This window comes from Afipia sp. GW821-FHT14H12 (assembly GCF_058803465.1).
Genome location: NZ_JBXAOZ010000001.1, coordinates 253,551 through 275,180 on the forward strand (window position 1 = coordinate 253,551; position 21,630 = coordinate 275,180).

General features: G+C 62.0%; 21 protein-coding genes. 8 read left to right on the forward strand and 13 right to left on the reverse strand.

Annotation, left to right across the window (positions count from 1 at the left end; all coding sequences use genetic code 11):
• The first annotated feature begins 42 nt into the window (after positions 1–42).
• Positions 43–882 carry a protein-disulfide reductase DsbD domain-containing protein gene (locus AC1RNA_RS01265; RefSeq protein WP_009339805.1) on the forward strand — a complete coding sequence of 280 codons (840 nt, stop codon included), beginning with the start codon at positions 43–45 and terminating at the stop codon, positions 880–882.
• Between the two features lie 70 nt (positions 883–952).
• Positions 953–1,438 (forward strand): peroxiredoxin, encoded by a 486-nt coding sequence (locus AC1RNA_RS01270; protein ID WP_009339804.1) that lies wholly within the window; start codon positions 953–955, stop codon positions 1,436–1,438.
• A 50-nt stretch (positions 1,439–1,488) separates the two neighbouring features.
• Here the strand turns inward: AC1RNA_RS01270 and rnhA are convergent, their stop codons facing one another.
• The 3 genes from rnhA to ispH form a co-directional block, all read right to left on the reverse strand.
• Positions 1,489–1,944: a ribonuclease HI gene (gene rnhA / locus AC1RNA_RS01275; RefSeq protein WP_009339803.1), complete on the reverse strand. Its 456-nt coding sequence runs from the start codon at positions 1,942–1,944 to the stop codon at positions 1,489–1,491.
• On the reverse strand, positions 1,941–2,921 hold the full coding sequence (locus AC1RNA_RS01280; RefSeq protein ID WP_492949950.1) for a homoserine kinase: 981 nt from the start codon (positions 2,919–2,921) through the stop codon (positions 1,941–1,943). Before AC1RNA_RS01280 ends, rnhA begins: the two co-directional genes overlap by 4 nt.
• 134 nt (positions 2,922–3,055) lie before the next feature.
• On the reverse strand, positions 3,056–4,045 hold the full coding sequence (gene ispH / locus AC1RNA_RS01285; protein ID WP_009339801.1) for a 4-hydroxy-3-methylbut-2-enyl diphosphate reductase: 990 nt from the start codon (positions 4,043–4,045) through the stop codon (positions 3,056–3,058).
• A 285-nt stretch (positions 4,046–4,330) separates the two neighbouring features.
• Between ispH and AC1RNA_RS01290 the strand changes: the two genes are divergently transcribed.
• Positions 4,331–5,035, forward strand: coding sequence for a DUF1013 domain-containing protein (locus AC1RNA_RS01290; RefSeq protein ID WP_492949951.1), 705 nt, complete (start codon positions 4,331–4,333; stop codon positions 5,033–5,035).
• A gap of 57 nt (positions 5,036–5,092) precedes the next feature.
• Here the strand turns inward: AC1RNA_RS01290 and AC1RNA_RS01295 are convergent, their stop codons facing one another.
• From AC1RNA_RS01295 to AC1RNA_RS01325, 7 genes are all read right to left on the reverse strand, one after another.
• Entirely contained in the window at positions 5,093–5,821 is a 729-nt protein-coding gene (locus AC1RNA_RS01295) for a DsbA family protein (protein ID WP_492949952.1), read from the reverse strand.
• A 41-nt stretch (positions 5,822–5,862) separates the two neighbouring features.
• A complete protein-coding gene (locus AC1RNA_RS01300; RefSeq protein ID WP_492951161.1) occupies positions 5,863–6,105 on the reverse strand; it encodes a hypothetical protein in 243 nt (80 codons plus the stop codon).
• A 30-nt stretch (positions 6,106–6,135) separates the two neighbouring features.
• Entirely contained in the window at positions 6,136–6,342 is a 207-nt protein-coding gene (locus tag AC1RNA_RS01305) for a DUF6494 family protein (protein WP_009339797.1), read from the reverse strand.
• Positions 6,343–6,442: 100 nt separating this feature from the next.
• Entirely contained in the window at positions 6,443–8,344 is a 1,902-nt protein-coding gene (locus AC1RNA_RS01310; protein ID WP_009339796.1) for a propionyl-CoA synthetase, read from the reverse strand.
• 33 nt (positions 8,345–8,377) lie between these two features.
• The gene (locus AC1RNA_RS01315; RefSeq protein ID WP_492949953.1) at positions 8,378–9,652 is read right to left on the reverse strand and encodes a DUF1850 domain-containing protein; all 1,275 of its coding nucleotides are present in this window, start codon (positions 9,650–9,652) and stop codon (positions 8,378–8,380) included.
• Between the two features lie 37 nt (positions 9,653–9,689).
• Complete coding sequence (locus tag AC1RNA_RS01320) at positions 9,690–11,822, reverse strand: TRAP transporter permease (RefSeq protein ID WP_492949954.1); 2,133 nt, start codon at positions 11,820–11,822, stop codon at positions 9,690–9,692.
• Between the two features lie 151 nt (positions 11,823–11,973).
• Positions 11,974–12,927, reverse strand: a complete 954-nt coding sequence (locus tag AC1RNA_RS01325) for a TAXI family TRAP transporter solute-binding subunit (RefSeq protein ID WP_492949955.1) — start codon at positions 12,925–12,927, stop codon at positions 11,974–11,976.
• 86 nt (positions 12,928–13,013) lie between these two features.
• Here AC1RNA_RS01325 and AC1RNA_RS01330 point away from each other — a divergent pair, with 86 nt between their 5' ends.
• On the forward strand, positions 13,014–14,228 hold the full coding sequence (locus tag AC1RNA_RS01330; protein WP_492949956.1) for a hypothetical protein: 1,215 nt from the start codon (positions 13,014–13,016) through the stop codon (positions 14,226–14,228).
• A gap of 22 nt (positions 14,229–14,250) precedes the next feature.
• Here the strand turns inward: AC1RNA_RS01330 and AC1RNA_RS01335 are convergent, their stop codons facing one another.
• A complete protein-coding gene (locus AC1RNA_RS01335) occupies positions 14,251–14,814 on the reverse strand; it encodes a c-type cytochrome (RefSeq protein ID WP_009339791.1) in 564 nt (187 codons plus the stop codon).
• The gene (soxC, locus tag AC1RNA_RS01340) at positions 14,795–16,087 is read right to left on the reverse strand and encodes a sulfite dehydrogenase (RefSeq protein ID WP_492949957.1); all 1,293 of its coding nucleotides are present in this window, start codon (positions 16,085–16,087) and stop codon (positions 14,795–14,797) included. The genes AC1RNA_RS01335 and soxC overlap by 20 nt, the downstream gene beginning before the upstream one ends.
• A gap of 294 nt (positions 16,088–16,381) precedes the next feature.
• Between soxC and AC1RNA_RS01345 the strand changes: the two genes are divergently transcribed.
• A complete protein-coding gene (locus tag AC1RNA_RS01345) occupies positions 16,382–17,332 on the forward strand; it encodes a DMT family transporter (protein ID WP_009339789.1) in 951 nt (316 codons plus the stop codon).
• A gap of 11 nt (positions 17,333–17,343) precedes the next feature.
• On the opposite strand, the gene AC1RNA_RS01350 is transcribed toward AC1RNA_RS01345, so the two are convergent.
• Positions 17,344–18,246: a LysR family transcriptional regulator gene (locus tag AC1RNA_RS01350; protein ID WP_009339788.1), complete on the reverse strand. Its 903-nt coding sequence runs from the start codon at positions 18,244–18,246 to the stop codon at positions 17,344–17,346.
• Between the two features lie 182 nt (positions 18,247–18,428).
• Between AC1RNA_RS01350 and AC1RNA_RS01355 the strand changes: the two genes are divergently transcribed.
• From AC1RNA_RS01355 to AC1RNA_RS01365, 3 genes are read left to right on the forward strand one after another with little or no spacing between them, the layout of a single operon-like run.
• Complete coding sequence (locus AC1RNA_RS01355) at positions 18,429–19,445, forward strand: ABC transporter substrate-binding protein (RefSeq protein WP_492949958.1); 1,017 nt, start codon at positions 18,429–18,431, stop codon at positions 19,443–19,445.
• Between the two features lie 29 nt (positions 19,446–19,474).
• Positions 19,475–20,815, forward strand: coding sequence for a glucarate dehydratase (gudD, locus tag AC1RNA_RS01360; RefSeq protein ID WP_492949959.1), 1,341 nt, complete (start codon positions 19,475–19,477; stop codon positions 20,813–20,815).
• A gap of 21 nt (positions 20,816–20,836) precedes the next feature.
• The gene (locus tag AC1RNA_RS01365) at positions 20,837–21,628 is read left to right on the forward strand and encodes an HpcH/HpaI aldolase family protein (protein WP_492949960.1); all 792 of its coding nucleotides are present in this window, start codon (positions 20,837–20,839) and stop codon (positions 21,626–21,628) included.
• The last annotated feature ends 2 nt before the right edge of the window (positions 21,629–21,630 follow it).

Sequence of the window (21,630 nt, forward strand, 5' to 3'; positions counted from 1 at the left end):
ATCAACCAGCCTTTCCTTCGCACCGTGTTTGTAAGACGTCGCATGAATGACATTGTTCCCGTAAAGCTTCGCGCTGCTCTGCTCGCGGCTGCAACACTCGTTGCGCTGCCATGCGTCTCACACGCACAGGATGCGTCGCCATGGACCCGCGACAGCCACGCACAGCTTCGGCTGCTTGCGGGCTCGCGCAACGGCCCCGTGCTGCTCGGCGGCATCAATTTCAAGCTCGATCCGGGCTGGAAAACCTACTGGCGCACGCCCGGCGATTCCGGCGTCCCGCCGCGGTTTGATTTCTCCAAATCCGAAAACGTCGAGGCTGTCACGGTGTTGTGGCCCGCGCCGCAGGCCTTCCCCGATGGCGCAGGCGGCACCGCGCTCGGCTACCACAACGAAATCGTCATCCCGCTTCGCATCGCGGTCCGCGACGCCAGCAAGCCGGTGACGCTCAACGCCAACATCCAATATGCCGTCTGCGAAAAACTGTGCGTGCCGGCGCAGGCCGATTTGTCGCTGCCCGTCACCAGCGTCGCCAGCACCGAGGACAGCACGCTGAGTGCGGCGCTGGACCGCGTGCCGAAGCCCGCCAATGTCGGGGATCCAAATCCGCTGACCATCCGCGACGTCAAGCGCGTCGGCCCCAAGACCGTGCAGGTCGACGTCACTTCGGAGAAGAAAGAAGAGCCTGCGCTGTTCGTGGAAGGGCCATCGCCGGATTGGGCGTTGCCGGTGCCGAAACTCGCCGCGCATCATCCGCCCGGCGTGAAGCGTTTCGTATTCGATCTCGTCGGCCTGCCGTCCGGCGTCAACCCGGAAGGCGCCGCACTCAAATTCACCTTGACCGGCGGCGAGCGCGCCTACGAATTCAACGTCAATCTTTATTGAACAGCGTCCGCGACGCTGGCACGCGGCACGCCTTCCGATCTACCCAGCAGATTTTTTCAAGGAGATACGCATGAGCATTAAAGTCGGCGACAGCCTGCCGCAGGCGACCTTCACCGTGATGACGGAAGAAGGTCCGAAGCCGAAGACCACCGACGAGATTTTCAAGGGCAAGAAGGTGGCGCTGTTCGCGGTGCCCGGCGCTTACACCGGCACCTGCCACAAGATGCACATGCCGAGCGTGTTTCAGAACGCCGCCGCGATCAAGGCCAAGGGCGTCGACACCATCGCGGTCGTCTCCGTCAACGATGTCTTCGTGATGAATGCCTGGAAGCGAGACACCGATTTCAACAATGAGGCGATCTATCTCGCCGACGGCAGCGCCGATTTCGCCAAGGCGATCGGCCTCGACATCGACCTGTCTGCGCGCGGTCTCGGCATCCGCTCGAACCGCTATTCGATGCTGGTGGATAACGGCGTGGTGAAGAAACTCAACCTCGAGCCGAACCCTGGCAAAGTCGAGGTGTCCGGTGGCGACACGCTGCTCGGGCAGCTTTGAGAATTCCGGCAATCGTTGACAGAAAATGCCCGGTCTCGCGCCGGGCATTTTTATTTCAAGCGATGCTCGGCCAGCCCATCGCGCGCGAGCTGGTCGGCGCGTTCGTTCTCGGCATGACCGGCGTGGCCCTTGATCCAGTGCCAGCGCACCTCGTGCGGCTTCAGCGCCGCATCCAGCCGCTGCCAAAGCTCGGCATTCTTCACCGGCTTTTTGTCGGCCGTGCGCCAGCCGTTCCTCTTCCAGTTGTGAATCCAGCTCGTGATGCCCTGACGAACATACTGGCTGTCCGTGGTGAGATCGACGCTGGCCGGTTTCTTCAGCGCCTCCAGCGCGGAGATCGCCGCCATCAATTCCATGCGGTTGTTGGTGGTCGGATTTTCGCCGCCCTTCATTTCCTTCTCGATCTCGCCGAACCGCAGGATCGCGCCCCAGCCACCCGGCCCCGGATTTCCCGAGCAGGCGCCATCGGTGAAGATCACCACATGCGGACGGGGCGGTTCACTCACGTCACGTTTTCCGACGTGGCGAGGCCGTAATCGGCAATGGTCCCCACGCTTTGATGGAAGCGCAGCTTGCGGACATATTCGAGCGGGTCTTTCGGCTTCACCAGTGCCCCCGGCGGCACGTTGAGCCAGTCCACCAGCCGCGTCAGCAGAAAGCGCAACGCCGCGCCACGCGCCAGCAGTGGAAACGCCGCCTGCTCTTTCGCGCTCAGAGGACGCACCTTGCCGTAGGCGTTGAGAAACGCCCGCGCCTTGGTGACGTTGAAGGAATGATCGGCCTCGAAACACCAGGCATTCAGGCAGATCGCGACGTCATAGGCGAGCAGATCGTTGCAGGCGAAATAGAAATCGATCAGTCCCGACAGTCTGTCGCCGAGAAAGAGCGCGTTGTCGGGAAACAGGTCGGCATGGATGATGCCGCGCGGCAGATCGGCCGGCCAGCCCGCCTCCAGATGAGCGAGTTCGGCGGCGAGAAAATCGCTTAGACCCGGCTGCACCGTATCGGCGCGCACCTCCGCCGCTTCGAACAACGGCCGCCAGCCTGCAACGGACAGCGCGTTGGCGCGCGACATCGCGAAATCCGCGCCCGCCAGATGCAGCTTCGCAAGCGCTTCGCCGATCGCGGCGCAATGCACGACACCGGGCTTGCGCGGCCATACGCCTTCAAGAAAATCGATGATCGCGGCCGGGCGTCCCGCGAGCACGCCAAGCGTCTCGCCGCTTTTATTCGCTACCGGCTGCGGACAGATGATCCCGCGCGCGGCGAGATGACCCATCAGATTGAGGAAGAATGGCAGATCGCCCCTGGCGACGCGCTTTTCATACAGCGTCAGGAAAAAATGGCCGCGCGTGGTGTGCAGCAGGAAGTTGGAATTCTCGACGCCTTCGGCGATGCCCTTGTAGGACAGCAACTCGCCGAGATCATAACCGGACAGGAAGCCCGCAAGCTCGTCGGCGGCAACGTCGGTATAAACCGCCATCAGGGTGTTCCGATTCCGAAATTGGCTGTCGTTATCGCCCCCGATGGAATGCCGGAATCAGGAGCGTTGCGCGATCATATCACCGGCGGAAGGCGGGATTGAAGATGCGGGGGCGGCGAATTGCCCGTGCGTCCTCAGCCAGCCGCCTTTTCCGCAGCCGCCGCTTCGTTGCGCAGCGGGCGCGGCAGCGGGAAGAATTCATCCTCCTCGGCCGCCGAGACGGTTTCGACGTGCAGCTTATAATGCGCGGCGAAGGCGTCCATGATCTCCTCGACGATCACTTCCGGGGCGGACGCGCCCGCGGTGATGCCGAGGCGGCTGATGCCCTCGAATTTCGCCCAGTCAAGTTCGGAGGCGCGCTGCACCAGCACGGAGACCTTGCAGCCCTCGCGCTCGGCGACCTCGCGCAGGCGCTGCGAGTTCGAGGAATTCGGCGAGCCGACTACGATCATCGCATCGACCTTCGGCGCCACCTTCTTCACCGCGAGCTGGCGGTTGGTGGTGGCGTAGCAGATGTCTTCCTTGTGCGGGCCGTCGATGTCCGGGAAGCGCTCCTTGAGCACCGCGACGATTTCCTTGGTGTCGTCGATCGAGAGCGTGGTCTGGGTCACGAAAGCGAGCTTGGAGGCGTCCTTCGGCTGGAATGAACGCGCCGCGTCCATGGTCTCGATCAGCACCACCGCGCCCTTCGGCAACTGGCCGAGCGTGCCAACCACTTCCGGGTGTCCAGCATGGCCGATCAGCAGGATTTCGCGGCCGCGCTTGAAATGAATCGCCGCCTCGCGGTGAACCTTGGTCACCAGCGGGCAGGTCGCATCCAGGGTGAAAAAATGCCGCTTGCCGGCTTCGGCCGGGATCGCCTTGGGAACCCCGTGCGCCGAGAACACCACCGGAGCGTCGGTTTGCGGAATTTCGTCCAGTTCAGCGACGAAAATCGCGCCCTTGTCGCGCAGACTTTCCACCACATAGCGGTTATGCACGATCTCGTGACGCACATAGACCGGTGCGCCATACAGCTTCAGGGCCCGCTCGACGGTATCGATGGCCCGCACCACGCCGGCACAGAAGCCGCGGGGGGAACAGAGCACGATCGAAAGTGGCGGTTTCTCAGTTTGCAGGGTCATTTTTCAGCCGAAACAGGGGTTTAGAGCGGATCACGGACCGGTGTCCCTGATATAGGGCTTTGGTGCCGCGAGGCCAAGCGGATCGGGCCTATGTAAAAGAGAATGCGAGGGAATAGGAGCCGCATCCCCTCCCCTGTCAAGCCCGCCCTCCCCGCCCTTTGGCGGATTTCTGACAGGTTGCGCGGCAAGGCGGTGACGGACTATATAGGTGCGAATTCCCGTCATCCCGATGACCAGACGGCTTCGCCCTTCAAAAAGGCGGGCGAAGCACAAAGGAGATTTGCCATGAGCAATGCACCGCTGATGCCGAAAGCGACGGCCGTATGGCTGGTCGACAACACCGCGCTGTCGTTCGATCAGGTCGCCGATTTCACCAAGATGCATCCGCTCGAGGTCCGTGCCATCGCCGACGGCGACGCCGCGCAGGGCATCAAGGGCATGGACCCGATCTCCACCGGCCAACTCACCCGCGAGGAGATCGAAAAAGGCGAGAGGGACCCGGATTACCGCCTGAAGCTGCAGGAATCCAAGGTCGTGCTGCCGACGGCCGCGAAGAAAAAGGGGCCGCGCTACACCCCGGTCTCGCGCCGCCACGAGCGCCCGAGCGCCATTCTCTGGCTGGTGCGCAACCATCCCGAACTGAAGGACGCGCAGATCATGCGCCTCGTCGGCACCACCAAGACCACGATCGCCAGCGTGCGCGACCGCACCCACTGGAACGCCTCGACACTGACGCCGATGGACCCGGTCACGCTCGGCCTGTGCACCCAGATCGAACTCGATTTCGAGGTGCAGCGCGCGGCAAAGGAAAAGCCGGCCAAGCAGGAATATGGCGGCGTCACGCTGCTGCCGGCTTCCGAGACCACGCGCCGCGAAGCCGAGCACGAAGCTCCGCTCTCCGCCAAGGAGCAGGAAGACATCAACGTCGATGCGGTGTTCGCCAAGCTGAAGACGCTCGGCCACGACAAGAAACACGACGACGAGGAATAAGTATCCATCGCCGCTCATGCGGTGATGGCATTGACGGGATGAAACAGAAGCGCCGCGCTATTTCGCCGGCGCTTCTTTCGTTTTCGGCGCCATCTTGTTCGGCTCGGACTTGGATTTGCTCTTGGCCTTCGGAGCAGCCTTGCCGCTCTCGGCCTTCGCCTTGGCGCGTGCATCGGCAATCGCGAGCTTGAACAGTTCGGGCTTCATGACGCCCGGAATGCGGAAGGTGCCGACAATGAAGGATGGCGTGGAATTGAACCCGAGTCCTTCGGCCTGCTCGTTGTTGCGCGCAAGCAGCGCCTCGATCTCGGCCTTGTGCGTCTCAAGATCGGCCTTCGCCTTCGCCACGTCGACACCAGCACCCGTAAGCGTCTCGTCGATGGTGCCTGTGGTGAGCCGCCCGACCCGCACCATCAGCGCCTTGTGCGCTGCCTCGAACTTGCCCTGATATTTCGTCGCCAGCACGAGGCGCGAGGCCTCCGGCGACGGCGGCCCCAGAATCGGCCAGTCCTTCAGTACAAACCGCACATGGCCGTCTTCCTTGATGATCTTTTCAAGTTCCGGCGACAGCGCCTTGCAATACGGGCACTGATAATCGAACCACTCGACGATGGTGACATCGCCGTTCGGATTGCCAAGCGACGGAATTTCCGGATCGCGCAGGATGCGTTCGCGGCTTGTGACATTGTCCGGCTCGGCACGGACGTCCGACGCCATGCCTGCAACCAGCATGAGAACCGCCATGGCGAAAGCGGAGGCGCGAAGTCCCGATATTGTTTTCATCATGATCCGTTCTACGGCGGAAACCGCGCCGCGTTACATCCGGCTCACCGGCCGTTAAGCATATCGTTGGCAAGATTCTTGTGCGCGCGCTCGACGCCGACCTCCGAGCGCGACGCCCGTGACGCGGCAACGTCACGGTCGCGGCGGCAGGCGACATAAGGCTGCGAACCCGGTTCGCCTTCCTTGCGGCAGATCGCGTCGTCATCGGTCGCCGCCGCCTGCGGCAGCGACGTGCGATCGAATTGCGCGCAGGCCGACACCAGAAGGCTCGCGGCGAGCGCCGCCATTGCAATTGCAGGTTTCAAGGTCACGATATTCTATTCGAGGTCAATGCTTGCTTCCACGACATGGGTGAAATCGATCCCACCGAGATTCAAGGTCATCTTGGCAGGGATTTTCTCATTGCCTTTCAGCCGTCCATCGGCGAGCGCGCCGCGGATGGCGGCTTCGATCTCACGTTGGCTGGTGATTCCGACTTTCTTGAGAAAGCCCCGCAGGCTGATGTTGAATGCATCCTCGTTCATCGCAAAGACCTCCATGGCTTGCCGATAGCGGCGCCGCCTCTCGGCGGCGTCCTCATCTGGCTAGGCCGGATAGCCCCGCTTCTCAAGCCTTTTCTGGCACTCAGCCCTTCAGCGCGGCGCTGATATCATCCAGCGCTTTCGGGTCCTCGATCGTCGCCGGCATGCTCCAGGGGTCGCCATCGGCGATCTTCTTCATGGTCCCGCGTAGAATCTTGCCGGAGCGCGTCTTCGGCAGGCGCGGCACGGTGACCGCGCGCTTGAAGGCCGCGACCGGGCCGATCCTGTCGCGGACCATGCCGACGACCTCGCTTTCGATGTCCTTGGCGCTGCGGGTGGCTCCCGATTTCAGCACCAGGAAACCGCAAGGTACCTCGCCCTTGAGTTGATCCTTGATGCCCAGCACGGCGCATTCGGCGACATCCGGGTGCGAGGCGAGAATTTCCTCCATGCCGCCGGTCGAGAGCCTGTGTCCGGCGACATTGATGATGTCGTCGGTGCGGCCCATCACGAACACGTAGCCGTCCTCGTCCTTGTAGCCAGCATCCGAGGTTTTGTAGTAGCCGGGGAATTCGCTGAAATAGGCCTCCTTGCAGCGTTCGTCCTGCTGCCACAGCGTCGGCAGGCAGGATGGCGGCAACGGCAGCTTGACGACGATCGAGCCCGTGGTGTTCGCGGGCACGGGCTTGGCCGATTCATCGACGATGTCGACCTGATAGCCCGGCATCGCAACGGTGGCCGAGCCCGGCTTCACCGGCAGCGCGCCGATGCCGACAGGATTGCCCGCGATCGCCCATCCGGTTTCGGTCTGCCACCAATGATCGATCACCGGGCGCTGCAGCCGCGCCTGCGCCCATTCCACCGTTGGCGGATCGGCGCGCTCACCGGCGAGAAACAGCGCGCGGAAGCGCGACAGGTCGTACTTCTTCATCAGCGCGCCGTCGGGATCTTCCTTCTTGATGGCGCGAAAGGCCGTCGGCGCGGTGAACAGCGCCACCGCCTTGTGCTGCGCGATGACGCGCCAGAATGCGCCTGCGTCCGGCGTACCAATCGGCTTGCCTTCATAGAGGATCGTGGTGTTGCCGTGGAACAGCGGCCCGTACACGATATAACTGTGGCCGACCACCCAGCCGATGTCGGACGCGCTCCACCACACCTCACCCGGCTTGACGTCGTAATGGTTCGACATCGACCATTTCAGCGCCACCATGTGGCCGCCATTGTCGCGCACCACGCCCTTCGGCACGCCGGTGGTACCGGACGTGTAGAGAATGTAGAGCGGATCGGTCGCGAGCACCGGCACACACGCGGCGCGCTTGCCCGCGGTGAGCGCCTTCTGGCGCAGGCTGGCCCAGTCATGGTCGCGGCCTGCGACCAGATCGCATTCCTGCTGCGGACGCTGGAGAATGATGCAGGTTTCGGGCTTGAACGACGCGAGCCTGATCGCCTCGTCCAGGAGCGGCTTGTACTGCACGGTGCGGCCGGGCTCGATGCCGCAGCTTGCGGAGAAGATCAGCTTCGGCTTGGCGTCGTCGATGCGGGTCGCAAGCTCTTTCGAGGCGAAGCCGCCGAACACGACCGAATGAATCGCTCCGATGCGCGCGCAGGCCAGCATCGCGATCACGGCCTCCGGCACCATCGGCATGTAGATCACGACACGGTCGCCCTTGGTGACGCCAAAATCCTGCATCACCGCGCCGAGCGTCTCGACCTCCTGCTGCAACTGCGCAAAGGTCAGCGTCGTGATCTGATTTGTCAGCGGAGAATCATGGATGAGAGCGAGTTGTTCAGCCCGCCCGCCTTTGACATGTCGATCAACCGCATTGAAACAGCTATTGACGACTCCACCCGCGAACCAGCGGCCATAAATTCCCATCGAAGGGTCGAACACCTTTTTCGCAGGCTCGAACCAGTCGATCTCCTTGGCGGCCTCCGCCCAGAACCCCTGCGGGTCGCGCAGCGAGCGCTCATGGATTTCGGCATAACGGGCTTTTGCATCACTCATCGAACGGTCTCCGGACCCTAAATTCCGCCTTTTTCAATGGCGGTTACAGTCCTTTATACCGGCCGCGCAGGCGAGCGTCGTATGCGACTTTTGGCCCTTTCCGGCGAGCCGCGCCATCTGCGGGGTGAGCGCGTCGCGGTGTTCACGCGCGACCGTGAGGTCGGGATTGAGTTGTAACGCCATGGAAAAATCGGCGTAGGCCCGCCCCAACTCGCCCTTGTCGCGCAGCGCGAGACCCCGGTTATTGTAGGCGAGCGCCATGCGATCATCGAGTGCGATGGCGCGGTCGTAATCGGCCAGCGCATGGTCGAGATCGGCTTTGTTTCCTTTGAGGTAATACGCCATGCCGCGATCAAGAAACGACAAGGCGACCGGATCGAGGCGGATCGAGGTATTGTAATCCGCGATGGCACGATCATAGGCGTTGTTGCGGGCATAGACCTCGCCGCGCTCGCGATAGAGCATGGCCGAATCCGGCGCGAGACCGATTGCATCGGTGAGATCGTCGAGAGCAAGATCGGTACGCCGAACTTTCCTGAAGGCGATGGCACGGTCGAGCAGCCGCGCGACGCTGTGATCAAGCCGCACGGCTTCGGTATAGTCGCGCACCGCCATGCGGAAATTCCGCAACCGACCGAACGCCGCCGCGCGGCTGGCATAAAGCCGCGCCACCTTCGGGGTCAGGCGAATCGCCGCGTCGTAATCGTCGAGCGCCTTCTCATAATTCTTCAGGCCAACCCAGGCGTTGCCACGTATCTCGAAGGCGTCAGCATCCTCCGGCCTGGCCTGAATGATATCGCTGGCGATGGCGCGCGCCCCCTCGAAATCGCCCTTGGCATAATCCGAGCGGGCCAGCGCAAGCTGCACGGCGGCATGTTCGCCGGCAATCGCGGCATTATCCATAGCGCCGCTCTCCGCCTTCGGCGCGGTCGCGCCATCGCAGATCTTCATGACCGTCGGTTCGGCGCCGAGCTTGCGACCAAGGACATCGGACAGCGTGCGGCAGTGGCCATCGGTGCAGATGCGCCACTCGCCGGCGAGACCGGAATTGCCCAGCACCACCTGAGGCAGTGGCGCCATCTTCGGCGACCATTGAAACCAGTCATTGACGAGACGGGCTTCGGGCGGCGGCTCCATGCCCGCGCCCGAACCTTTCACCCGCGCCTCGACCAGTTGCAGCCCTTGCGGGGTGACGTGCCAGTCCTCCTGCCATTCGATCTTCTCGATCGAATGGGTCCACGCCAGGGTAAATGCCGTGACCGACAGCACCTTGACGACGCCCGCGGCGGCAAAACAAAGGCCCAACACACCCTCGCTTAAAGAGAGTCCCGCCTACAGGGCGGCCTCACGGGACGGTCGATTCCGGCGCCACTTTCAGCGGCGGAGCCGGACGCTTCCGCCATTGCCAGAGGAAAACAGCAATCGCCAGAACATAGCCCAACTCGTCGCTGTAGGCGAACTCGCCAAGCAGCATCAGCGCCGCCGCAAATGCAACCATCCGCTCGATCACCGTCATCCGGGTGAACAGGAAGCCGATCGCCACCATGCCGAACAGGGCGATCGCCACCAGCGCCTTGAGGAAGGCATAGAAGACCGCGCCATAGAAGCCGAGGGTCGCCACCATTGGGTCGCTCGCCTGCATCATCAGCGCAGGCGAATAGACCGCGATGAACGGAATGACATAACCGGCAAGCGCGATCCGCATTGCCTCCCAGCCGATCTTGTCGGGATTTTCCTTGGCTATCGGCGCGGCGGCGAGTGCCGCCAGCGCAACAGGCGGCGAGAGGTCCGCCATGATGCCGTAGTAGAACGCGAACATGTGACTGACGATCAACGGAACGCCGAGATGCGCCAGTGCCGGTGCGGCCAGCGCCGCGACGATGATGTAGGTCGGGATGGTGGGAATGCCGGTGCCGAGCAGAATCGACAGCAGCATCGTCATGATGAGCGCCAGAAACAGGCTCTGCTTGCCGAGACCGATCACCCAGCTTCCGAACACCGTGCCGACGCCGGTCTGGGTCATCATGCCGATGATGGTGCCGACGATAGCGCAGGCCATGCCGACCGTCAGTGCCGACTTCGAGCTCTCTGCCAGCGAATCCCGGCAGGCGACCAGCGTGGCGCGGCCGCCAATCGTCAGCGCGGACAGCAGCACCAGCGCCAGCACAACAGCCGCAACGTAGCGGATATCGACACTGGTGCCATTGCGGAACAGCGACCCCACGACCAGTGCAAGCCCGATCCAGAAAACATAGCGGGTCACCTGGGTCGGGAATCCGGCGACGATGCTCGTACCGAGGATGAGCGTCACCGTGAGGGCCAGACCCATGCTGCCCGCATAAAGCGGCGTGAAGCCCTCGAACAACATGAAAACCAGCGCAGCCAGCGGCAGGACCAGATACCAGCCCTTCACCAGCGCCCTCCACGCGTTCGGGATTTCTTCCCTCTTCATGCCGACAAGGCCGTATTTGCCGGCTTCGAGATGCACCATCCAGAACGCGGACGCGAAATACAGAATCGCCGGGATCACCGCCGCCTGCACAATGACGGAATATTGCACGCCCAGTGTCTCGGCCATGATGAACGCGACCGCGCCCATCACCGGCGGCATGATCTGACCGCCCATCGATGCGGTGGCCTCGACGCCCGCCGCGAAAGCGCGGCGATAGCCGAAACGGATCATCAGCGGAATCGTGAACTGGCCCACCGTCACCACGTTGGCGACGCCCGAGCCGGAAATGGTGCCCATCATACCCGAGGCCACGACGGCGACCTTCGCAGGGCCGCCGCGCGTGCCGCCGAACAGACCAAGCGAGAAATCGGTAAAGAGCTGGATCATGCCCGCGCGTTCAAGGAACGACCCGAACAGGATGAACAGGAAGATGTAAGTCGCCGACACATAGATCGGCACGCCGTAGAAACCCTCGGTGCCGTAAGACAGATGCGTGACGATCTGGTCGAAGTAATAGCCACGATGATTGAACGGCGATGGCAGATACTGGCCAAACGCCCAATACACGATACAGGCGCCGCACATCAGCGGCAGCGCCCATCCCATCAACCGGCGTGTCGCATCGAAAATCAAAATCGCGAGCACGGTACCGACAACGAGATCGAGACGGCTCGGATCACCATCACGCTGAATGAGATCGGCGTAATAAAGCCACTGATACAGGCCGCAATAGAAGCCGACACCGCCGGTAGCCCAGCCGAGGAGGCGCTGCCAGTTCGTCTTGGCCGTGAAGTTCGCAACAAGGCCGTAGGACAACAGAATCAGAAAGCCGACATGGATGCCGCGCACCGACTGGGTCGGAAGAAAGTTCCACGCAGCCACCATGATCTGGAAGGCGGAGAACGCAATGCCGATGACATAGGCTAAATGCCCCCACCAGCCGGGACCGAAGCCCGGCGGAAAGCCATGCTCGAAATTGTCGAGCTCGACGCTGACGTGTTCCTGCGTTCCCTGTTCCTGCAGCATCGGTATCCCCACTTTATCGATGCAGCGACGCTCAATCCGTCGCCTTGTAACGCGCCCATGACGCTTGATCCGCGTTCTTCGGAGGCCCGAGATATGGATGGCCGGGACTAAGCCCGGCCATGTTTCAGTTCAATACCGTTTTTCGGAATTCTTATTTGAGAATCCCTTTTTCCTTGTAGTAGCGGATCGCGCCCGGATGCAGCGGCGCGGGGCTACCCGTCGCAGCGGTTTCCAGCTTGATCCCCTTGCCTGCCGCATGCGCGTTGGCGAGTTCCGGCAGGTTTTCGAAGATCTGCTTGGTCATCTGGTAGGCGACGTCATCCGAGACATCGGAATTGGTCACCAGATAATTGACCACCGCAGCGGTCTCCACGTCGGACTTCTGGCCGGTATAGGTGTTGGCCGGAATGATAACCGACACGAACGGAGGGCCGATCTTCTCGACCGTCGCCTTCGGTACCGCCACCACATTGATCTCGGTCGAGCTCGACAGATCCTTCAGCGAAGCCACGCCGAGGCCCGCCGACTGCAAGGTCGCATCGAGCTGACGGTTCTTCATCAGGTCGACCGATTCCGCGAACGGCAGATACTGCACCTGCTTGAGATCCTTGTAGCTCATGCCCGCAGCCTTCAGGATCGCGCGCGAGTTCAGTTCAGTGCCGGATTTCGGCGCGCCGACGGAGAGGGTCCTGCCCTTCAGATCGGCCAGCGTCTTGATGCCGCTATCGGCGGTCGCGACGATCTGGATGTAGTTCGGATAGATCGCCGCAATGGTACGCAGCTTGGTGAGCTTCTTCTTGAAACCCGCTTCCTCGTCGCCCTCAACAGCCGCCTTGAGCGAATCACCCAGCGTGAAAGCCAGTTCGCCGCGGCCCTGCTCGATCAGGTTGAGATTTTCGACCGACGCCTTGGTGGCCTGCACCTGCGCGCGGACGCCCGGAATCTTGTCGCCATAGATTTTGCCGATCGCAACGCCGAGCGGATAATAAACGCCGGACGTGCCGCCGGTCAGGATGTTGATGAACTGCTCCGCATGCGCTGCCGGAGCCGTCATGCTCATCGCCGTGACCAGTGCGGCGACCGTGGATACGAACTTGAACCTCATAATCCCTCCCTGGGTTTTTTTGTGGTTGCCGGGAGGTTGAACGGACGGACGCGTTCGGTCAACTTCTTCTATCGGCGAGGATTCGCATGACGTTAGACGTTCGTATCAGACCGGATCGCCGCTTTTATGTGCGCCGCAATGCCGCCCGCGCCGCGCCGGTGTTGGTATTTCTCGCGGTTACGGGGCTTTCAGCAGCGATTGCCGCGCCGGCGCAGCAAAATGCCCCAGCGTCCGCGACCCCCTTCCAGATTAACGAATATCACCAAAAACTTGCCGCCTACCAAAAAGCGCGGGAGCATTTCGAGGCAAAGGCCGAGGCTTACTGGTCCGCGATCGCGGAGAAGCGGCGCCTGCGCAATGCTCGCCGCCGCAGCGGCGAAGCCATCGGCGCGGATGACTACGTCCTGACGCAGCCGCCGGTTTATACCGGGCCACCAAGGCCGGTCGATCCGACCGCTCCGCACAAGCTGCCGCCGAAACAGCCTCCCCTGCCCGTGGTGGCGGATTTCGTCCGCCACGCTGCCGAACAGTTCCAATTCACGCCGTCGCGTCCCCGCAGCGAGAGCGAGTTCAAGAAAGCCTATGCTGCGGTCGCGGCCTCACTCGGCGTGAGCCGCGAACAGGCGGTGCGAGTCTACTGCTTCGAGGCGGGCGGCAACGGCAAATACGACGTACAGGCCGGTCTCGAATTCCCCCGACCCAATGCCCGCGCGATCTCGACCGCGCTCGGTTACAACCAGTTGCTGACGACCAATACCGTCGAGGTTCTGGCCGAACAGGGCGACGGCATCCTCGCCGGTCTCACCACCGCCATGCATCGCGCACCGGAGCCGCACCGGAAGGTCATGGCCAGCAAGATCGCCATGTTGCGCAGGATGATTGCCTTCGCCAAATCCGTGCCCGACGACTGGAGCGCGCATGCGCGGCTTGCCAAGACACCCAAAGGTCTCGCCATCCATGCACTCAATCTCGATGTCGATATCGGGCCATGGCTGCAGACGCACAAGCTTTTGACCTCGGTCCACTTCGCACGGCACAGGGGCTACACCCGGCCGTTGAGCGCCGCCGAACTGGAAATGATGAACCTCACCGGCGACGGCAATGGTTTCGATATGGTCTCGATGCCGCAAGCATTGCGCATGCAGGTGCCGACCTCGAATTTCTTCCAGCGCGGCGGCTATGAGCGGAATCCGGTCGCAAGCCGCAACAACACGGTGGCGAAACTGATTGCCGCCACCAACGCGCGAATGGACAGCGAAAGCAGCCGCCCCGGCGCAAAAGAACTCGCCGCCGCGTTTTGAAGCACGGCGGCGAGGAATCAGCCTAGCAGTTGCTCATGCACGCCTTGTTATGTGCATCCGGGCGCGGGTCCTGAACGAACCCGTTGCGGTTTGGCATCTTCACAGCAGCGAGCGACTTGGCATCGAGCGTCGCGTTGTCCGGTACCAGACCGTTCAGATTGAGAACGTAGGCCGACACCGCGTAGACCTCATCGTTGGTCAGGGACTGCGGTGCGTTCAGCGGCATCGCCCGGCGGATATAGTCGAACAGCGTCGGCGCATAAGGCCAGAAGCTGCCGACGGTCTTCACCGGCTTCGGCGTGGCGAGCGTGCCCTGCCCGCCGACGAGCTTGTCGCCGAGACCACCTTCGCCCTTCTCGCCGTGACATGACGCGCACTGGGCCGCAAACACCTCGTGCCCCTGCGCGACACTTCCCTTTCCCGGCGGCAAGGCCTTGCCGTCGCGATCGACGTCGATATTCCACGCGGCGATTTCCGCCGGGGTCGCCGGGTTTCCGAAGCCGTATTTCGGCTGCGCATCGGCGGCCGTCGCCGCGGCGAGAACAACAATCGCGGCACCTGCCAGCTTAAGCCTTGACGTTCGCATTGCTGACCTCCCCGCTCTCCGCGACCTTCCACGGCTGCATCGCATTGTTGTGGTAAAACGACTTCAATCCGCGCACCGCCTTCAACTCCTCGAAGCTCGGCTGCACATAACCAGTTTCATCCGTCGCACGGCTGAGAATGACGGTGGGTTTGCCATCCCACGTCCATGGGAAGCGGAAACGCACCAAAGCACGGGTGAGAACCGGCTCCTGTAGCTTGGCCGTCTGCCAACTCTTGCCGCCATCGGTGGAAATATCGACCTTGGCGATCTTGCCGTGGCCGCTCCAGGCGAGGCCGGTGATCTCGTTGAAGCCCTTTTCGATCTTCTGGGTGCCCGACGGGCGCGTGATGATCGACTTCGCTTCCATATAGAAAGTGAATTGCCGCGCCGTGCCGTCCGGCATCAGATCGGTATATTTCGACGTTTCCTCGCGAGAGTAGACCGGCTCGGTCACGACATGCAGCCGGCGCAGCCATTTGACGTTGGTGTTGCCCTCAAAGCCCGGCAACAGCAGGCGCAGCGGATAACCCTGCGCGGGGCGCAACCGCTCGCCGTTCTGGCTGTAGACCAGCATCGCGTCATCGAGACATTTCTCGATCGGAATGCTGCGGGTGAGCGCCGCCGCATCCGCGCCTTCGGCAACGATCCATTTTGCACCGGGCTTCAGGCCGACATCATCCAGCACCGTCTTGAGCGGCACGCCAGTCCATTCGGCGCAGCTCAAGAGCCCGACAAGATCAGACGCCGTCTTGCTGTAGATCGCCTCGAAGCCTGGATTGCCCGAACATTCAAGGAAATGAATCCGGGATTCGGAGGGATAGCGCCGGATCTGATCCATGGTGAAGATCATCGGCCGCTCCACGAGACCATGGATCATCAGCCGGTGCTGCGCCGGATCGATTTCCGGGATGCCGCCATGATGGCGCTCATAGAAAACGCCGTTCGGCGTAATGATGCCGTCCAATTCCTGCAAGGGCGTGCGGCTGGATGCCGATGTGTATTGCTTGAGTTTCTTCGGAACATTGCGCACCACCTTCTTCTCGAAGGGCGACGGCGTGCCATAGATCTGGCTGCCGACATCGGCGCCGGGCTGCTTCATCCACTCCGGAATGTTCGGCGGCCCGTTCGGATCGGCCGATGCATCAAGCGCAGCTGCCTTCCCTCCACTCGCCACCGCAATCGCCGCACCGCCCAGCATCGCGGAGCCCGCGCCGATAAACTGCCGCCGCGTCGCCGCAGACGCGCGGACGGAATCCTTCTGTCGTGATGTCACGTCGTCCTCCCTGCAAACATATTTCGCACGAGACACGCCGATCGCACTTGCCTTTGGGATTGCGTCCCGAGGAAGCCAACCGGCTCGAATAGATCGAAGACATCATCTCCGTGAGTCTTCGTGCTTCGATACTCATCCAGGATCGGGAGAGCGTCAATTTTCCCACTATGCGATACAAATGACGCCAGAAACGCACCTGCCATTCGCAACGAAATTGCCAAAAGCGTTACGGCGGTAGTAAAGGGATGCCACGCGGCGGCGTATGCTTCCCGAACCGCCATACGATCCGTTTCAATGAAAATCATTCCGGCGATTTCGTTCAAGCTTTTCAGCACGATCATGTTTGCGCTGATGGGCGCCCAGGCACGCTATCTGGAAGGAGCTTATCCAGCCGGAGAGGTCGCATTCTTCCGCTCGCTGTTTGCCCTGATTCCCATCTTTCTTTTCTTCGGGCTGCGCGGCGAACTCGATCAGGCGTTCAAGACGAAAAATCCGGCCGCGCACCTCATTCGCGGCAGCTTTGCCGTTGTCGGCACCTTCTGCACCTTTGCAGCACTCGCGCGGATGCCGATCGGCGATTACACCGCCATCGTCTATATCGCGCCACTGCTGACGGTCGTGTTCTCGTGGCTGGTTCTCAAGGAAGAAGTGCGGGCCTACCGGTGGTCCGCCGTCGCCGTCGGATTCTGCGGCGTCCTGCTGATGCTCGTTCCATATTTCCGAAACCACGTCGCCTGGTCCTCGACGATCGGCCTCGGCATCATGTTCGCACTGATGAACGCATGCACGACCGCAGGCGCGACCATCCAGATCCGGCGCATCACGGCGACAGAGACGACGCCAGCCGTCGTGACTTTCATGGCGCTGATCGTGTTGACGTCTTCGCTGTTCACGATTCCGTTCGGCTGGACCCTACCGGCGACACCGCTGCACTGGCTGCTTCTGATCGGGATCGGAATCACCGGCGGGCTCGGCCAGATGGGCTTTACCGAAAGCTACCGTTACGCGCCCGCCTCGTTTCTCGCGCCGCTGGATTATTCCGCGATGATCTGGGCGTTCCTGCTTGGCTACTGGGTCTTCGACGAGGTGCCGACGGGTTATGTTCTCGGCGGAGCGGCCATCATCGCCGGCGCTGGCATTTTCGTGATTGTGCGCGAACGGCTGCTCGGCCTCAAACGCTTGCGGGAAATGCCCACGGCCGCCATCGGCTCAATGTCCGAGGACGAGAAGGACGCGCAATACTGAACCGCTGGTGGTTAGCGGCGGCGCGGCCGGTGAGCCAGCCGCTTGGCGATTGCGATGATCTGCGGGATCAGCGGCGACGCGGCATCGCGCCGCCAGACCGCATGAACCTCGACCGGAGCTTTTGAGCGCAACGCGACCGGCCGCATCACCACATTATCGAGGTGAAGTCCGGTCGCCGATTCCGGAACCAGCGCCAACCCAAGCCCGGCCCGCACCAGTGACAGCAGGGAATGAACCTGCCCGAGATACTGCACATAGCGCGGCTGGACGTTGGCCTGCGCCAGTTGCGCCACAACCAGTTCATGAAAGTAGCGGGACTCATGCGGCGAGTACATGACGAAGGGCTGCTCGTGCAGATCGCGCAACGTGGGCGATCTCTTGCGCGCCAGCGGATGCCCGGCCGGGGCCGCCAGACACATGCCTTCGGCGAACACCTTCATGGATTCGATGCCGTGCCGCACCAGAAGCGGACGGATAAAGCCGATATCGATCTGACCCGAGCCGAGCGCCTCCATCTGGTCGCCGGACACCATCTCCTTCAGCGACAGATCGACATCCGGCAATTCCGCCTGACATGCCGTCACCAAGCGCGGCACGAAATCGTAAGCGGATGCGGCGGTGAAGCCGATCCGGATCGAGCCGGTTTTCCCGAGCGCCACTTTCTTGGCGAGCGACGAGGCTCCTTCCGCCAGCCGCAGGATCTGGCGCGCCTCGACGAGAAACCGCTCTCCCGCAGGCGTTAAACGCACGGTACGGCTGGTGCGGTCGAACAGTTTGGTATCGAGGTGATGTTCGAGAAGCTGAATCTGCCGGCTGAGCGGCGGCTGCGTCATCGCCAGCCTGCGCGCGGCGCGACCGAAGTGCAATTCTTCCGCCAGCGTCACGAAACAGACAAGCTGATTGAGTTCGAACAACGGACGCTCCTCGCGGCGGCCTTTTCATCAATACAAGAATTGTATCGATCCATCTACCCTTTGGATTAGACCCGCCCGCAGCACCCGGATAGCCTTCTCGCCAAGACATAACCCCTCGCGAAAGGGGACGTAAAGTCCGCGACAGCCGGACCATGGGACGAAACAACAGGGAGGATAAGGCAATGAGGGCACTGCCGAGCAAGATTTATCGTACCGCAATATTGGGGCTGGCACTTCTCGGTGCAGGCCCCGCATTCGCACAGGAAAAGACCGAGATCACCATCACCCGGCAACCGGGCATCGTGTACCTGCCAAGCCACGTGATGGAGAAGATGAACCTGATCGAGAAGCAGGCCGCCAAGCTTGGCCTGAAGGATTTCAAGGTCAACTGGGTCAACCTCAGCGGCGGCGGCGCGCAGACCGATGCGCTGCTCGCGGGCAACATCCAGGTGGTGAATACCGGCGTCGGCAACCTGCTGCTTCTCAACGACCGCACCAAAGGCGGCGTGAAGGCGATTGTCGCAAGCTCCGCCCTGCCGCTGGCCCTGATCTCGCGCGATGCAAACATCAAGACGCTGGCCGACATCAAGCCCAGCGACAGGATTGCCGTGCCAACCATCAAGGTCTCGACTCAGGCCATTCTGCTGCAAATGGCCGCCGCCAAGATGTATGGCGACAAGGAATACGCCAAGTTCGACGCCAACACGGTCCAGCTCGGGCACCCGGACGCATTCGGCGCCATGACCAATCCAACGAGCGAAATCCGCAACCACTTCGCCGCGCCGCCCTTCCAGTTCCGCGAGCTAAAGAGCGTCCCCGGCGCGCACATCGTCGTCCAGTCGCAGGACATTATCGGCAGCCCGCTGACGCAGTCGCAGTTCTTCTGCACCACCAAGTTCGCCGACGCCAATCCGAAGGCCATTCAGGCCATCTATGCGGCGACGCTGGAAGCGCAGGCCTTTATTCGCGAACACACTGCGGATGCGGTCAAGATGTATAAAGAGGTCACGCACGACACGACCAGCGACGCCGATCTGCTGTCCTATCTGAAAGAACCCATGATGATGGAGTTCAATCCGCAGCCGCAGGGCGTCATGAAGTTCGCGCAGCATCTCTACAAGATCGGTACGTTGAAGACCGAGCCGAAGTCATGGAAGGATTACTACCTTCCGATCGCGCACAGCCTGCCGGGCAACTAGCACCTACTCCACGATTGAATGACGAAGGGATGAACGTGACACAGACTTCGACACCAATCGTGACGAACATGCGTGTTATCCCGGTCGCCGGCCGGGATAGCATGCTGCTCAATCTCTCCGGCGCGCATGGCCCGTTCTTCACCCGGAATATCGTGATCCTGACCGACAATTCGGGCCATACCGGCGTCGGCGAAGTGCCGGGCGGCGAGAAGATCCGCAACACGCTGGAGGACGCCTGCGAGCTGGTGATCGGCAAACCAATCGGCTCTTATCAGGCGATCCTGAACGCAGTTCGAAAGGCCTTCGGAGACCGGGATTCCGGTGGCCGCGGCCTGCAGACCTTCGATCTGCGCACCACGATTCACGCCGTCACCGCGCTTGAGGCGGCCTTGCTCGATCTGTTGGGACAGCATCTTCAGGTGCCCGTTGCCGCTTTGCTCGGCGAAGGACAGCAACGCGACGCCGTCGAGATGCTGGGCTACCTGTTCTATGTCGGCGACCGTAACAAGACCAACCTGCCCTATCATCACAAGTCCTTGGCCGGGGACGACTGGACCTCTCTCCGCCATGAAGTTGCGCTGACGCCTGAAGCCATCGTCCGGTTCGGCGAAGCAGTCGAGCAGCGTTACGGCTTCAAGGATTTCAAGCTCAAGGGCGGTGTGCTCGCGGGCGAGGACGAAGTCGCCGCCATCGCCGCGCTGAAAAAGCGCTTTCCCGACGCGCGCATCAATCTCGATCCCAATGGCGCGTGGTCACTCGAAGAAGCGATCCGGCTTTGCAAGGGACGCGGCGACATCATGACCTATGCCGAAGACCCCTGCGGCGCCGAACAGGGGTATTCCGGGCGCGAGATCATGGCGGAGTTTCGCCGCGCCACGGGTCTTCCGACCGCGACCAACATGGTCGCGACCGATTGGCGCCAGCTCGGCCACGCGATCCAGTTGCACGCCGTCGATATTCCGCTCGCCGACCCGCATTTCTGGACGATGCAGGGCTCGGTGCGCGTCGCGCAGATCTGCCACGAATGGGGCCTGACATGGGGCTCGCATTCCAACAATCACTTCGACATTTCCCTTGCCATGTTCACGCAGGTCGGAGCGGCCGCGCCGGGACGGATCACCGCGCTCGACACGCACTGGATCTGGCAGGACGGCCAGCGCCTCACCAAAGAGCCGCTGCAAATCAGGAATGGCATGATCAAGGTGCCGGAACGTCACGGCCTCGGCATCGAACCCGACATGGCCGAGATCGAGAAAGCGCACGCGCTTTACAAAAAGCATGGGCTGGGCGCGCGCGACGATGCCGCCGCCATGCAATTCCTCATCCCGAACTGGACGTTCAATCCCAAGCAGCCCTGCATGGTGCGCTAGTTTTCATCGAGGACAAAAATAATGCGTGAAAACAAAATTCGCTCGATCTGGAAAAGCGGCGGCGCTGTCGTCAACGGATGGCTCGCCATTCCAAGCTCGTTCTCCGCCGAGGTCATGGCCCATCAGGGCTGGGACACGCTGACCGTCGATTTGCAGCACGGCGTCACCGACTATGCATCTGCGGTCGCGATGTTCACCGCGATCTCGACGACACCCACGGTCCCGATCGCGCGCGTGCCATGGCTCGATCCCGGCATCATCATGAAGACGCTGGATGCAGGCGCCTATGGCATCATCTGCCCGATGGTGAATTGCCGCGAGGATGCCGAGAAATTCGTCCGCGCCTGCCGCTACCCGCCGGACGGCGGGCGCAGCCTGGGTCCCATCCGCGCGACGCTTTATGCCGGCGCCGATTATCCGCAAAAGGCGAACGAAACCATCGTCACGCTGGCCATGATCGAAACCCGGCAGGCGCTCGACAAGCTCGACGAAATCCTCTCAGTCAAAGGGCTCGATGCCGTCTACATCGGCCCAGCTGATCTGTCGCTGTCACTCGGATGCGCGCCAACCTTCGACGACGTCGACAAGCCCGTCGCGGAAGCCATCGACATGGTCCTCGCCAAAGCCAACGAGCATGGCGTCATTCCGTGCATTCACAACGGAACGCCCGAGATGGCGCTGAAGCGCATCGAGCGCGGCTTCCGCCTCGTGACCATCGGTTCAGATTCACGCCTGATGACCGCCGGTGCCCAGCAGGTGATGTCGAAGATGCGAAGCGGCATGAAGACCCCTGCCGCCGGTTCGACCTATTGACC

Bases quoted from the DNA above. Each gene is read 5' to 3' on its own strand.
- AC1RNA_RS01265 (WP_009339805.1), top strand. From the start codon at position 43: ATGAATGACATTGTTCCCGTAAAGCTTCGCGCTGCTCTGCTCGCGGCT.
- AC1RNA_RS01270 (WP_009339804.1), top strand. From the start codon at position 953: ATGAGCATTAAAGTCGGCGACAGCCTGCCGCAGGCGACCTTCACCGTG.
- AC1RNA_RS01280 (WP_492949950.1), bottom strand. From the start codon at position 2,921: ATGGCGGTTTATACCGACGTTGCCGCCGACGAGCTTGCGGGCTTCCTG.
- ispH (WP_009339801.1), bottom strand. From the start codon at position 4,045: ATGACCCTGCAAACTGAGAAACCGCCACTTTCGATCGTGCTCTGTTCC.
- AC1RNA_RS01290 (WP_492949951.1), top strand. From the start codon at position 4,331: ATGAGCAATGCACCGCTGATGCCGAAAGCGACGGCCGTATGGCTGGTC.
- AC1RNA_RS01295 (WP_492949952.1), bottom strand. From the start codon at position 5,821: ATGATGAAAACAATATCGGGACTTCGCGCCTCCGCTTTCGCCATGGCG.
- AC1RNA_RS01300 (WP_492951161.1), bottom strand. From the start codon at position 6,105: ATGGCGGCGCTCGCCGCGAGCCTTCTGGTGTCGGCCTGCGCGCAATTC.
- AC1RNA_RS01305 (WP_009339797.1), bottom strand. From the start codon at position 6,342: ATGAACGAGGATGCATTCAACATCAGCCTGCGGGGCTTTCTCAAGAAA.
- AC1RNA_RS01310 (WP_009339796.1), bottom strand. From the start codon at position 8,344: ATGAGTGATGCAAAAGCCCGTTATGCCGAAATCCATGAGCGCTCGCTG.
- AC1RNA_RS01320 (WP_492949954.1), bottom strand. From the start codon at position 11,822: ATGCTGCAGGAACAGGGAACGCAGGAACACGTCAGCGTCGAGCTCGAC.
- AC1RNA_RS01325 (WP_492949955.1), bottom strand. From the start codon at position 12,927: ATGAGGTTCAAGTTCGTATCCACGGTCGCCGCACTGGTCACGGCGATG.
- AC1RNA_RS01330 (WP_492949956.1), top strand. From the start codon at position 13,014: ATGACGTTAGACGTTCGTATCAGACCGGATCGCCGCTTTTATGTGCGC.
- AC1RNA_RS01335 (WP_009339791.1), bottom strand. From the start codon at position 14,814: ATGCGAACGTCAAGGCTTAAGCTGGCAGGTGCCGCGATTGTTGTTCTC.
- AC1RNA_RS01345 (WP_009339789.1), top strand. From the start codon at position 16,382: ATGAAAATCATTCCGGCGATTTCGTTCAAGCTTTTCAGCACGATCATG.
- AC1RNA_RS01355 (WP_492949958.1), top strand. From the start codon at position 18,429: ATGAGGGCACTGCCGAGCAAGATTTATCGTACCGCAATATTGGGGCTG.
- gudD (WP_492949959.1), top strand. From the start codon at position 19,475: ATGAACGTGACACAGACTTCGACACCAATCGTGACGAACATGCGTGTT.
- AC1RNA_RS01365 (WP_492949960.1), top strand. From the start codon at position 20,837: ATGCGTGAAAACAAAATTCGCTCGATCTGGAAAAGCGGCGGCGCTGTC.